Genomic DNA, 13,016 nt, shown 5'->3' with positions numbered 1-13,016 from the left:
CCTGTTCCGCACCGAGCCCCCGCGCAGCGATGCGCGGGGGCTTTTCTTTGTGCGTGGCACAATGCGGCGGAACATGGATTCGATGGGGGATTTCCAGCTTGGAAGGGAACAGTATTCGTGCAGGGCTGCTTGCCCTGGGGGTTCTGGCGCTGAGCGCTCCGGCAGGGGCGGACGAGCCTTGGGCGGCGTTCACGCAGAACGACCTCATCGGCTTCAAGGATGCGCAGGGTACGGTGAAGGTTGCGCCCAGGCTCAGCCCGATGTTCACGATAGCCCGGCGTTTCGAGCACATCATCGCCGCCGGCGAGGAAACCGCCGACGGTTACCGCACCTACTACCTGCTGCGCGATGGTCGCCAGGTGGCGCCGGAGGCGGTCTACTTCTTCGACAACGCGCCGGTCTGCGAGAGTGAGAACAGCATCCGCTTCCGCGATCGCCAGCGTGACAAGGTCGGGTTCCTCGATGGCCATGGTCAGGTGCTGATCCCGGCCGAGCTGAACGACGCCAGTGCCATGCGTAACGGCATGGTCGTGGCGCTGACGGGGGCCAGCCGAACCTGCGCCGATCCGGGCACCAGCCTGGAGCAGTGCGAACACCGAGGCTGGAAGGGCGGCACCGAGTTGCTGCTCGACCGCCACGGCAAGACGCTGGTGTCGAACTTCGACAGCACCCGTGCTGGCGCGCTGGACTGGTTCTCGCAGCAGGCCAGCGAGCAACCTTCCAATGACCCGCGCCGCGTTTCCTTCCAGGGAGTCGACGGGCGTTACATCAGCTTCGTTGACATCGAGAAGGACTTCGCCCTCTGGTTCAGGGACGTTTTTCTCGCGCAACTCGATGATGATTCACTGAAGGCCCACAGCTACTCGCGAGTCTGGCACGGTCAGGGCCGCGAGCCGCTGGATGACTGGCAGGCCGCTCCGGTGGACGATGTGGTGCGCCAACACGCGGCCGAGCTGCGCAAGCGCCTGGAAACCCTGCGTGCGTCAGGTGGCTATGGCGTGCGCCAGGACGACATGGGCTGGCCGTTCGACCCCGAGAGCGACCTGCAGTACTTCGACAACTGCGGCAACTTCGCCCAGTGGATGACGCCCAAGGTCTCGGCCGTGGAGCACTGGGAGCAGGGCTCGTTCGAGCCGGCCAAGCATGCGAGCTTCGATTTCATCCGCACTGCCGACGGATATCGCCTGGTGGCGTTCTCGATTCCAAAGCAGTGACCTACCAGTTGTATCGGAACTGTAGGAGCGAGCTTGCTCGCGAACGCGGTTTCGCCAGGGACATTGGCATCAGGCGGTTCGCGAGCAAGCTCGCTCCTGGACGGACTGCGTGTCGCAGGGGGCTCAATGCCAGCAATCGCTGACGCTGCCGGTGCCGCTGCTGCCTTTTTCGCCCTGGGCTGTCAGGGTCAGGCGGGTGCACTTGCTGTCGGTGAAGGTCGGGTTGGCCGTCAGCGTGTAGCCGCCGTCGCTGCTGCCTCCGCCGACGGTCAGGGTATACAGCCCGGTGGTCGAGGTGACGGTGCTGCCGCTGGTGCCGGATAGCTTCAGGTTCGACACCGACGACTGGTCGGTGATGTAGCCCGAGGTGGAATTGAGCGCGTACCAGCGCTCTTCCTGCGAGGCGGCCTGGTTGAGCAGGGCCTGGCCTTCCGCACGTTTGCCGCGTAGCACGTACTCCTGATAGCTGGGGTAGGCAATGGCGGCGAGGATGGCCACGATCACCGTCACCACCATGACTTCCAGCAGGGTGAAACCTCTTTGCCGGTGCTGCCTGTTCATTCCTGCTCCTTGATGTTCAGCCAATTCTGTCGTCCGGAACTGGAACCACTGGTTGCCACGCTCACGCAGCCATCGCTACCGCAGGCGTTGATGTTGCTGCTGCTGGCGCTGGTGCTGCCGACGGTGAAGCCGCCCTTGAGGCCGGACATCTGCAAAGCCGAGACGACGCCGCCGCTGTAAAGGTCGTTGTCGTCCACTACGCCGTCGTTGTTCAGGTCCAGCGTGGCGAACTCGGTGGCGCCTCCGGTGTATGGGTTGAGCGCCATCAGCCAGGTGGTGACGCCGTCGGCGCAGGGGTCTTCGTTGGGTGTCAGGGTGCTGGCGAGCAGCACGCCCGAGGTGGCGTAGGGGTTGTTGACGACCATTTCGCCGGTGGCTGGCAGGTCCAGGTACCAGCCGTACGTCGACACGTTGCCGCTGCTGTCGTACCAGGTCACGGCATTGTCGCTGACGGTGCGGATGGTCTGGGTCACGGCCGTGCCGCTGTTGTCGAAGGACGTGCTGACCTCGCTCTGAGTGATGGTCTGCTGCTGCAGCTTGCTGCGGCTCAGTGTCGGCGTGCTGCCGGCGGCTTCGCCCGCGGTCTGCCTGTCCCAGATGCCGTAGAGGCCCATGATCTGGGTGGTGTTGGGGGCGGCGTCATCGGATTCGATGTACTTGCCGGTGCCGAAGATCACCAGGTAACCAGTGCCGGAGCTGTGCTTGACCAGGTAGGGCGCGCTGGTGATTGGCTGGGCCTGACCGGCTGTGGTGGTCGCGGTGTACAGCGGCGCGCCTCCGAAGCCGACGCGGAAGCTGCTGGCGGTGGTGCTGGAGGTGAGGCTGCCGGAGCTGGTCAGGTCGAAACGCCAGAGGTTGCCGTGCAGATCGCCGGCGTAGACGTAGTCGGTAATCAGGTCGCCGTTGATGTCGGCGGCGCGTGGAGTGGCCAGACCGTTGGCAGTGGTCTTGCCGTCGCTGACGGTGAGGGCCTTGATCAGGCTGCCGTCCTTGACGTTCATCAGGTAGAGCACGGCCTTGTCGTTGGTGCCGTTGTAGCCGTTGCCCAGAATGACCGCCCAGTTGCCGTTGTGCAGCAGGCTGATGGTCGGCCGCGAGTAGGTGAAGCCCAGTTCGCTGTAGTCGCTGTCGCTGTAGCTCTTCTCCCAGAGCAGCTTGATGTTGGCCGGGTCGGTGATGTCCAGGGCGAACAGCGCACGGCCGCCGCCGCGCAGGGTGCCGACCAGCACGGTGTGCCAGGCGTTGTCGTAGTAGACGTCGGCGGTGACCGGCGAGCCGTCCACGTAGTACTGGTGGGTGGCGCTGGTGTAGTCGCTGTCGGTGAGCCTGTAGAGGTTGCCGATCACCGCACTGGGTACGTAGGCGAAGACTTCCTTACCGTCGGCATCGAAGGCATGCAGCATGCCGTCGTTGGCGCCGACGTAGAGGCGTGTGGGGCGTGCGCTCCAGGTGCTCTTGAAGGTGGTGTAGGAGGTATCGGTGCTGCTGATGGTGGCGTTCATCAGCGAGGCCAGGCGGCTGGGTGGCCCGACCAGTACCGGCGAGGAATCGATGATGTCGCCCAGCACGGTGCTGCGGGTGCGAAACAGCGTGCCTTCGTTGCTGCGGTCGCCGCGCAGGTAGGCCACGCGTTTCTCACCGTTGCTGTCGGTGACGCTGGCGAGGGTCTTGTTGAGGGTGGTCTGCTGGGCGCTGCTGAGGTTGCTCCAGGTGAAGTCCTTGAGCGTACCGGCGGTGCTGCCGGCCATCTTCACGGTACGTGTGGACCAGGCGCTGTTGCCGCTGCCATAGGTGCTGTCCATCAGGTTCTGGGCGCTCCAGACCGAGGTCTGGCTGCCGTTGGCGGTGTTCTGCAGGTACTTGATCAGGTCACCGCTCCAGTCGGTGCTGGCGAACTTTGGGGTATAGCTGTACAGCTCGCTGTCGGCGGTGCTGCTGTCGGCATTGAGCAGCGGCGAGCTGACCAGTGCCGGTGCGGCGCCGGAGTCCTCGCGCTGGGAGATGCGGTTGACCACGTTCTGCAGGGCCGACACCAGGTCGTCGGGTGAGTCGACACTGAAGAACTCGCCACGGGAGTCGATCGCTGCGTGCCACAGGTCGTAGACGTTGTTGGCGCTGCCGGAAGAGGCCGCCGGCCAGCTCAGGGTGCCGGCAGCCAGCTTGCTGTAGTCGCCGGAGTAGGTGTCGCCGCCCCAGGCCGGATTGGTCAGGCTGGTGGTCAGGCCAAGGCCGACGAAGTAGCTGACCATGTGCTGCCAGGTGGCCGGGTCGTTCTTCGGGTTCCAGTACTGGGTGGTGGCGTTGCTGTTGCTCTCGGCGATGTAGGTGCTGACGTTGTTGGCGATGTTCGGTTGGGCGTCGGTGGCCCAGTACTTGAACGCCAGGTCGGCGAGGGTGTTGGAGGCGCTGTCCTTGTAGGGGGCGCGCGCGCTGTAGGTCTGCCCGTCGGGAAGAGTACGGCTGGTGCTGTCCCAGTCGCCGTGGCTGCCGGCGGTGTTCCAGATACCGTCGGTCAGGGTGATGCTGTAGCTCGCCCGGCAGCTGTACAGCGGCGTTTCGCTGCTGCCGATGGCGTAGGCGTAAGGGCTGTATTTGCCGGTGACGCTGAGCAGCGACCCGACGCGGTCGACGGCGTCCAGCAGCGGCGTGCCCTGGTTGAAGTAGATGTCGCCGAGCCATTCGAAGAACTTGGCCCGGTGCGCACCGGAGAAGGTGCCGAGGCGGTTGTCATAGTAGCTGGTGCTGGTATTGCTCAGGCCGCGGCAGTTGTAGCTCGACAGGTAGGAACTGCTGGTGATGCAGGTATCGCTGGTGCCCAGGGCCTGCCAACTGAGCCGGGTGTTCTCCGGCAGCGAGACGAAGGCGAGGTTTGCGCCGGACTGGGTCGCCAACTCGCGGTTGCGATAGAAGCTGTACCAGTTGGCGAAGTTCTGCCGCTCGTCGCTACCGTTGCTGCCGGAGGTGGAGGACACCGTTACCAGCTTGTAGCAGTTGTCGTCGTTGACGTTGCTGCTGCAGCCGCTGAGCGCGGTGTTGTAGACGTAGTAGTACGCCGGCACCGCCGCCTTGGTGCGATCCGGATAGGTGGTGGTCGTCGTGAGGGTCGTGGTCGCGGTCGACGTCACCGTGTACGTAGTGGTCTTGCCGCTGGTGGTGTAGGAGCAGTTGGCGCTGGAGTAGCTGACGGCGGTGGTGGTGCTGGAAGTGCTGCCGTCGCTGTTGGTGGTGGTCGAGCCGGTACTGGATTTCGGGTTGGTGATGGTCGCCGTGCAACTGTTGCTCTTGGCGGTGACTGTGTAGGTGCCGCCGCCAGTCAGCGAGGCTGACTTGCCGGTGGAGGTGGTCGAGCCGCTGACACTGGTCGAGCTGCTGGTGCTGGAGGTGGTGCTGCTCGAGCTGAAGTCAGAGGAGGGGTTCGCCGCGAGGTAGTAGACCTTGTCCGGGCTGCTGTATGACGTATAGCCGGTATAGGTCCAGTAGGTACTGTCGGTGGTTGCCCGTGCTGTGTCGTACTCCCAGGAAACCTTGTACGCCGAGCTCAGGTCCAGGCTGCCCTTGGCGCTCTTGAAACCGTTCACGTAGGCCGCCGTGAAACTGGTGGTCAGCGGTGTGTAGGTGGTGACGGCGTTGCTGTAGAGGACGTTGTAGGGGGCCTGGTAGGTAACGTTGGGGTTGTAGTACAGCGGGTTGAAGGTCGACGACTTGGCGCGCCGGCTGGTACGAACCTGGTCGGCGCTGTAGCCGTTGTAGGTGGCGCCGGTGGTGGGGTTCATGCCATCGGGGGCGAAGCTCCAGCGCATGCTGTTTGAGTTGTCGATGGTCACCATGATATTCGGCGCCACGCCTTCGGTGAGGAACAGCGGCTGCTGGCTCAGGGTCAGCGTCGCGGCATCGGTGGGCAGCGCAGTGGCGAGCAGCAGGCCGCCGAACAGGAACAGCAGGAAGGGTTGGGCGGGACGTCGGCTCACGTCAGGCTCCTCAGTAGTAACGGCGGATGGTGACGGTCTGCAGCACGCTGATCAGGCGCTGTCCGTCGGCGCGGGCGGCGGCACTCACCCGGTAGTAGTGCGGACCGCGCCCCTGGGAGCGCTCGTCGGGATCGGTGATCTGCACGTTGCCGTTGGAGTCGGCGGGGTCGAAGGCGATGTAGGCGGTGTTCCAGCGCGGTACCGGATCGAAGGTGGAGCTGCCATCCATGCCCAGGTAGGCGATGGAGGTGGCGTCGCTGCTCCACCAGTCGACGCTGGCCTTGGCGTTGGAGGAGTACTTGTCGCTGACCAGGATGCACAGGTTGGCGTGCTGCGCGACGCTGGAGGTGCAGTTCGCCGAGCCCTGGTCCAGGCTGGTCTGCGCTGCCAGTCGGCGTTCGCCTTCGCGCAGCGCTGACTCGGCGGCGGCCCGTGAATGCTGCTGTTCGGCGAGGTTGCCGATGATGCGCGTCTCGGTGGTGGTGCTGCGCATACTGCTCAGGGCGATCAAGGTGCCGAGCAGCAGCATCACCAGGGCAATGACCAGGGTGGCGCCACGTTGCGCGCGCAGGTTATGTCGTGGGCTCATGGCATCAGGTTCCTTAGCATCACGCTGCCTTGGGCGATCTGGTAGACGTAGGCAGTGTTCTCAGTGAGCGTCGCGCCGCTGAGGGTTTTCCAGCGGCTGGCGATGTCGCTGCTCATGCTGCCGCGCGTTGAGGTGCCGGTGGCGAGCAGCGCCGCGTAGCTGATTGCCTGGCTGTCATCGGTGCTGCCTGGCAGGGTGAACAGGGCAAAACCCGCTACGCCCTTGATCAGCGTCTGCTCGCCGGCACCTTGCGCCGCGCAGGTCAGGGTTCCGTCGTCTGGCGTGCTGCCGGCGATATAGCTGATGCGGGTGAGGACGCGCGTGCCACGCGGGATGAATGTTCCAAGGCAGTCGTACTGGTTGCCATTGGAACCGGCGACTTCTGTGGTGCTGTCGCTGGCGCCCTGGTAACGCAGGCAGACGCCCTTGCCATCGCTGCTGGACTGGTAGGTCTGGCCAGCTTTGAACGATGGGCAACCGTTGCCACTGGCCAGCGCCGGGAACGCCACTTCCAGGCTGTCCTGCGGCAGGTAGCGATAGCCGGTGCGGGCCAATTGCTGGTCCAGCAGCAGGAGCGTGTAGCGAGCGTTCTCCTGGTTGCCCAGCTGCCCTTGCTGGAACTGGAAGTGCGCCTTGTTGTTGATGTACAGCGAGGTCGCACCAAGGATCAGCAGGCTGCCGATGGCCAGGGCGACCATCAGTTCGACCAGTGACAGGCCCGCCTGGCGAGCCAAGGGAATTCGTGCGGACATGCCGGACCTCAGAGTTCGCCGCGCAGGCGGTAGATACACAGGTTGTTGTCGCACTGGCCGCTCGGGTCCTTCCAGGCCAGCTGGATCAGCACGGCGGAACTGGCGTTGTTGCTGCAGGCGCCATCGGACTGGCTGGGACAGATGGTGAAGTTGGTACTGAGGATCGAGTTGGTCACCGGCAGCGTCGCCTGCACCGCTTGCAGCCAGCACGTGAGGTCGGCCTTGGCTACTTCGGAGCCGCCATCGCCGCGCTCGCGGGTGGCGCAATCGCTGCGCGAAGACGTGCCGAACGCGGTGCCGGCGACCTTGTAGTAGGCGGAGCTGCTGCTGAACTGGTGGGTGGCGCCAAGGGCGTCCTTGGGGTTGCTGCGCATCTGCTCCAGCAACTGCTGGGCGAGCATGATCGCCTCGTTGCGTTGTACCGCATCCTGGGTGAAGCGCAGGCTCTTGCCCTGCAATGCGGCCATGCCCAGGGCGCCGACGCTGACCAGCAGCAGGCTGATCAGCACTTCCAGCAGGCTGAACCCGCGATGTTGGTGCGTCATGACGAACACGCCGTGCTGGTGCTGGTGATCTGCCCGCTGCTGGAAATGCTCAGCAGGCGGCCGCTGCTGGTGCCGCTGCTTGGACACAGGCGGATGCTCTGCGCAGCACCGTTGAGCGTACCGGCTGCGCGGAAGGTCAGGCTGCTGGCGCTACCGGTCGCGGTCACTGCGCTGCCGCCATTGATGCCATCGCTACCGTAGCGGCGCAGGGTTTCGCCACTGGTGGCGACGCTCAGCGCACCGACCCAGTTGCCATCTCCGGCGCTGACAGTTACTGCGCTGGCGCGGGTGATGGCCTCGCTGCGGGCGTACTGCAGCAGATGAGTCAGTTCACCGCTCGCGGCATCGACCTTGGTGCGCTGGAGCAGGTCGCCGAACATTGGCGCAGCCAGGCTCGCCAGAATAGTCAGGACGGTCAGGGTGACCATCAGTTCGATCAGGGTGAAGCCTGGGCTTGGGGCATTGGCCGGCATGGAGGATCCCGACGTGGGGCCGGAAATCCCGGCGAATGCCGCGCAGGGATACGCGATGCGTGTATGGGGAATTTAGAGGCTTTGTATCAACGCCGAGATAAAGGAGTGGACGGTCGAAATGCGTGTGTGAATGGTCTGTCAGGTGATGCTGAAGGGAGCGCTTTTGTAGAAGCGGACTTCGCCTTTGATGGCATCCGGTGCGAGACGAACCTATCGCGGACGGCGTCTGCGACCTCGTGGGGGTATGGCGTCGGTATTCTCCGGGAAGATCGCCGGGCTTCCCGGTAGGAGCGAGCTTGCTCGCGAACGCGGTTTCGCCAGGGACATTGGCATCAGGCGGTTCGCGAGCAAGCTCGCTCCTACAGGGGCTGGTCGCGCGGATTAAACAGAGAAAAAAGCCCCGCGGATGCGGGGCTTTTTCGTTCAGTGCGCCGTGGCTGGCGTGCCGGCTTCAGCAGGCTTCTTGTCCGGTTTGGCCAGCAGCGTGTACACGCAGGGCAGGACGAACAGGGTGAACAGGGTACCGACGCTCATGCCCGTGGCGATCACCACGCCGATGTCGAAGCGGCTCACCGCGCCGGCGCCGCTGGCGAACAGCAGCGGGGTCACGCCCAGCACCATCGCTGCGGTGGTCATCAGTACCGGGCGCAGGCGGATCGCCGCGGCTTCTTCGACCGCCTCGCGCACCGACAGGCCGCGCTCATGGCGCAACTGGTTGGCAAACTCGACGATGAGGATGCCGTGCTTGCTGATCAGGCCGATCAGCGTCACCAGGCCCACCTGGGTGTAGATGTTCAGGCTCGACAGGCCGAGGAACAGCGGGATCAGCGCGCCACAGATCGACAGCGGTACCGTGACCATGATCACCAGCGGGTCGCGGAAGCTCTCGAACTGTGCCGCCAGCACCAGGAAGATCACCGCCAGTGCCAGGGCGAAGGTGATCATCAGCGCGCTGCCTTCCTGCACGAACTGCCGCGAGGCGCCTGCGTAGTCGAAGGAGAAGCCGCGCGGCGATTCCTCTTCGGCGAAACCGCGCACCGTCTCGATGGCCTCGCCCATGCTGACCATGGGCACGCCGGAGATGATCGCCGAGTTCAACTGCTGGAACTGGTTGAGCTGGCGCGGGCGGGCGCGTTCATGGAAGGTCACCAGGGTCGACAGCGAGATCAGCTGGCCGCTCTGGCTCTTCACGTAGTAGTTGTTCAGCCAGCTCGGGTTGTCGCGGTAGGCGCGCTCGACCTGGGCGATCACCTTGTAGCTGCGCCCGTCGATAGTGAAGCGGTTGATCTCGCCCTCGCCCAGCAGCGCGCCCAGGGACACGCCCAGGTCCTGCATGCTGACGCCCATCTGCGCGGCCTTGGCGCGGTCGATGTCGACCACCAGTTCGGGCTTGTCGAAGGCCAGGTCGAGGTCGAGGAAGGCGAACTTGCCCGACTCCTCTGCGCGCTTCTTCACCCGCTCGGCCACCTGCAGCAGCGACTGGTAGTCGCTGGCGGTGTTGATCACGAACTGGAACGGCAGGCCCTCGCCGGTACCCGGCAGCGACGGCAGGTTGAAGCCGAAGATCTGCAGGCCGGGAATCTTGTCCAGCTCGCCCTGCACTGCATGGAGCAACTCCATCTGGCTACGGTCGCGCTCGTCCCAGGGCTTGAGCAGCATGCCGCCGATGCCGGTCTGCACGCCGTTGTAGCCATTGATCTGGAACGCCGAATAGTACTCGGGGAACTTGCGGAAGATGCCCTCGAACTCGGCGGTGTACTTCGACAGGTAATCCAGGTTCGCCGTCTGCGGTGCGTTGGCCATGATGAAGACGATGCCCTGGTCTTCCTCCGGCGCCAGTTCCTTGTGGGTGAACATCAGCAGCAGCGGGATGATCGCCAGCACCAGCAGGGCGAAGACGATTACCACCGGACGGCTGTTCAGCGTGCCATGCAGGGCGCGCTGATAACGCTGCTTGAGACCCTCGAAGATCAGGTCCAGGCGATGCGCCAGGCCGCTGGGGTTTTCGTCGTGGCGCAGCAGGCGCGAGCACATCATCGGCGACAGCGTCAGGGCGACGATGCCGGAGATGATCACGGCGCCGGCCAGGGTGAAGGCGAACTCCTTGAACAGCGCGCCGGTCAGGCCGCTGAGGAAGCCGATGGGCGCATACACGGCGGCCAGGGTGATGGTCATGGTCACCACCGGCACGGCGATTTCCCGCGCGCCCTCGATGGCGCCCTGGAACGGCGACTTGCCCTCCTCGATGTGGCGGTGGATGTTCTCCACCACGACGATGGCGTCGTCCACCACCAGGCCGATGGCGAGCACCATCGCCAGCAGCGTCAGCAGGTTGATCGAGTAGCCCATCATCTGCATGAAGAACAGCACGCCGATCATCGACAGCGGGATGGTCACCACCGGGATGATCACCGAGCGGAACGCACCGAGGAACAGGAAGACCACGACGATGACGATCAGGATCGCCTCGGCCAGGGTCTTCACCACTTCGTCGATGGATGCCTGGATGAAGCGCGTGGCATCGTAGGCGATGGAGACTTTCAGGCCCGGCGGCAACTGCTCTTCCAGCTCCGGCATCTTGGCGCGGACTTCCTTGATCACGTCCAGCGGGTTGGAGCTGGGCGTGCCCTTGATGCCGATGTACACCGACGGGATGCCGTTGAACGAACTGACCGCGTCATAGCTCGCGGCACCCAGTTCGATACGTGCGACGTCACCCATCAGCACGCGGCGGTCACCCGCGGTCTTCAGCGGGATGGCGGCGAAGGCTTCCGGGGATTTCAGGTCGGTGGTGGCGTTCACCGAGGTGACCACCAGCTCGCCCTTCACCTCGCCGGCGGCGGAGAGAAAGTTGTACTCGCGCACCGCGCTGGCCACGTCGCCGGCGGTGATGCCGTAGGCGGCCATCTTCACCGGGTCCAGCCACAGGCGCATGGCGAATACCTGGTTGCCGAGGATCTCGGCTTCGGCGATGCCCGGCAGGGTGGCGAGCTTGGGCTGGATCACCCGCGACAGGTAGTCGGTGATCTGCGGGTTGTTCATCTGCTCGCTGAAGAAGCTGATGTACATCAGCGCCGAGGCGTCGGCCGCTTCCTTGTCGAGGATCGGGTCCTCGGCATCCGGCGGCAGCTGGGTCTTCACTTCGCCGATCTTCGACAGCAGTTCGGTGACCAGGCGATCGGTGTTGGCGCCGATATGCGCGTAGATCGAGATCACTGAGTAGTTCTGCCGGCTCACCGAGGTCATGTAGTCGATGCCTTCGGCGCTGGCGAGGCTCTGCTGCAGCGGCTGGGTGATGTAGCCCTGGATGGTCTCGGCGTTGGCGCCGGCATAGAAGGTGGTGACGGTGATCAGCGCGTTTTCCATCTGCGGATATTCGCGGATCACCAGCTTGCTGAAGGCCTGCATACCGAGCAGGACGATCAGCAGGCTGACCACGGTCGCCAGCACGGGGCGACGGATAAAGGGATCGGTGAACATAGCTCAATCCTTTAATGCGGACCCTGCCGGATGACGGCGGGGTCTGTTGGCGCGCAGCATCGAGCGACGCGCCGGCTATGCGATTACTGCGGGTCTTTGACGATGGCCACGGCGGTACCGTTGTCCAGCTTGAGCTGGCCGGAGGTCACCACTTCTTCGCCGGCCTTCAGGCCCTCGAGGATCACCACGTTGCCTTCGCGGCGCTCGCCGGTCTTCACGAAGCGGCGTTCGACGTCCAGCTTCGGCGCGTCACCGGCCTTGGCTTCTTCGGCTTTCTCGCCGTCCTTGGGCTTGTGCGGCACCACCACGTACACCGAGTTGCCGTACAGGGTGAAGGCCACGGCGGTTTCCGGGACGATCACGCGCGGGGCGCTGTCCGGCAGCTGTACTTCGAGGTTGGCGAACATGCCCGGCAGCAGCTTGCCCTCGGGGTTGGCCATGCTGGCGCGGACCAGCAGGTTGCGCGTCTGGTTGTCCACGCGCGGGCTGATGGCGTCGATCTGCGCGTCGAAGCTCTGGCCTGGATAGGCTGCCACGCGCACCACGACCTTCTGCCCGCGCTTGAGCAGCGGGAAGTCCTGTTCGGGCAGGAAGAAGTCCACCTGCAGGGTGGAAAGGTCCTGCAGGGTGACGATCTCGGTGCCGGGGGAAACGTAGTCGCCCACGTCTACCTGACGGATGCCGATGGTGCCGGAGAAGGGCGCGAGGATGCGCTTCTTCGCCAGGGCCGCCTTGAGCTGGGCAACGGTGGCAGTGGAGCGGTTCAACTGGGCGGCGAGGCGGTCGTACTCGCTCTTGGAGATAGCCTGGCGGCCCACCAGGCTCTTGCCGCGCTCGTACTCGACCTGGGCCAGCCCGAGGTCTGCCTCGGCGGTGCGCAGGGTAGCCTGCTCGACGTCGGATTCCAGTTGCACGACCGGCTGGCCGACCTTGACCTTTTCGCCGGAGACGAACTGCACGGCACTCACCGTGCCGGAGACTTCCGCAGTCAGGGTTACGCCCTGGATAGCGCGCAGGGTGCCGATGGCCGCCAGGCGGCTCTGCCAGTCGCGTTCTTCGGCCAGGGTCGCGTTCACGCTCACCGGCGGGCGGGGAGCCGAGAACATGGCGATCTGTTTGGTGATGGAGAGGTATTTCGAGCCGGCGAGCACCGCAACGATGACGGCAACTACGCCCAGCATGATCAGCATGCGGCGCAACATCTTCCTGTTCCTTGGTACGTGCCTGGCAGCTATCGAGCGCGATCGCTCGCCCACTATTTGCCGGGCGGCCTTCCGTTCGCGCAGATGTCGATCAGGCTCTGAAGCCTATACGTGGGACGCCCCATTGCGGGGCGGAATTGCGCACCTTATTCCTGAATCGACGGCGAGTCAAAGGGCCGGGTTTACAAGACGTTTCCCGCAGGATTTGAAGGGATTACGAGAAATAGGCGCT

Annotated in this window: 9 protein-coding genes; 1 reads left to right on the top strand and 8 read right to left on the bottom strand. The window is 64.5% G+C overall.

Features of this window, described 5'->3' with window-relative positions:
- The first annotated feature begins 98 nt into the window (after positions 1-98).
- Positions 99-1,214 carry a hypothetical protein gene (locus RS899_RS21670; protein ID WP_315808047.1) on the top strand — a complete coding sequence of 372 codons (1,116 nt, stop codon included), beginning with the start codon at positions 99-101 and terminating at the stop codon, positions 1,212-1,214.
- Between the two features lie 123 nt (positions 1,215-1,337).
- Here the strand turns inward: RS899_RS21670 and RS899_RS21665 are convergent, their stop codons facing one another.
- The 8 genes from RS899_RS21665 to RS899_RS21630 form a co-directional block, all read right to left on the bottom strand.
- Positions 1,338-1,775, bottom strand: coding sequence for a type IV pilin protein (locus tag RS899_RS21665; protein WP_313464434.1), 438 nt, complete (start codon positions 1,773-1,775; stop codon positions 1,338-1,340).
- Complete coding sequence (locus RS899_RS21660; RefSeq protein WP_315808046.1) at positions 1,772-5,743, bottom strand: pilus assembly protein; 3,972 nt, start codon at positions 5,741-5,743, stop codon at positions 1,772-1,774. The genes RS899_RS21665 and RS899_RS21660 overlap by 4 nt, the downstream gene beginning before the upstream one ends.
- A 10-nt stretch (positions 5,744-5,753) precedes the next feature.
- Positions 5,754-6,332, bottom strand: coding sequence for a pilus assembly PilX family protein (locus RS899_RS21655; protein ID WP_315808045.1), 579 nt, complete (start codon positions 6,330-6,332; stop codon positions 5,754-5,756).
- On the bottom strand, positions 6,329-7,084 hold the full coding sequence (locus tag RS899_RS21650; RefSeq protein ID WP_315808044.1) for a PilW family protein: 756 nt from the start codon (positions 7,082-7,084) through the stop codon (positions 6,329-6,331). Before RS899_RS21650 ends, RS899_RS21655 begins: the two co-directional genes overlap by 4 nt.
- 8 nt (positions 7,085-7,092) lie before the next feature.
- Positions 7,093-7,629, bottom strand: coding sequence for a type IV pilus modification protein PilV (gene pilV, locus RS899_RS21645; RefSeq protein WP_313464442.1), 537 nt, complete (start codon positions 7,627-7,629; stop codon positions 7,093-7,095).
- Complete coding sequence (locus RS899_RS21640) at positions 7,626-8,102, bottom strand: GspH/FimT family pseudopilin (RefSeq protein WP_313464444.1); 477 nt, start codon at positions 8,100-8,102, stop codon at positions 7,626-7,628. The genes pilV and RS899_RS21640 overlap by 4 nt, the downstream gene beginning before the upstream one ends.
- A gap of 423 nt (positions 8,103-8,525) precedes the next feature.
- Complete coding sequence (locus RS899_RS21635; RefSeq protein WP_315808043.1) at positions 8,526-11,582, bottom strand: multidrug efflux RND transporter permease subunit; 3,057 nt, start codon at positions 11,580-11,582, stop codon at positions 8,526-8,528.
- Between the two features lie 83 nt (positions 11,583-11,665).
- Positions 11,666-12,784, bottom strand: a complete 1,119-nt coding sequence (locus tag RS899_RS21630; RefSeq protein WP_315808042.1) for an efflux RND transporter periplasmic adaptor subunit — start codon at positions 12,782-12,784, stop codon at positions 11,666-11,668.
- Positions 12,785-13,016 lie beyond the last annotated feature (232 nt).

Origin of the sequence: Pseudomonas sp. C9-3 (genome assembly GCF_032392015.1) — a bacterium.
Lineage (GTDB): Bacteria > Pseudomonadota > Gammaproteobacteria > Pseudomonadales > Pseudomonadaceae > Pseudomonas > Pseudomonas nitroreducens.
Note: the sequence above shows the minus strand (reverse complement) of the source record. Positions and strands in the feature narration are given on the sequence as shown.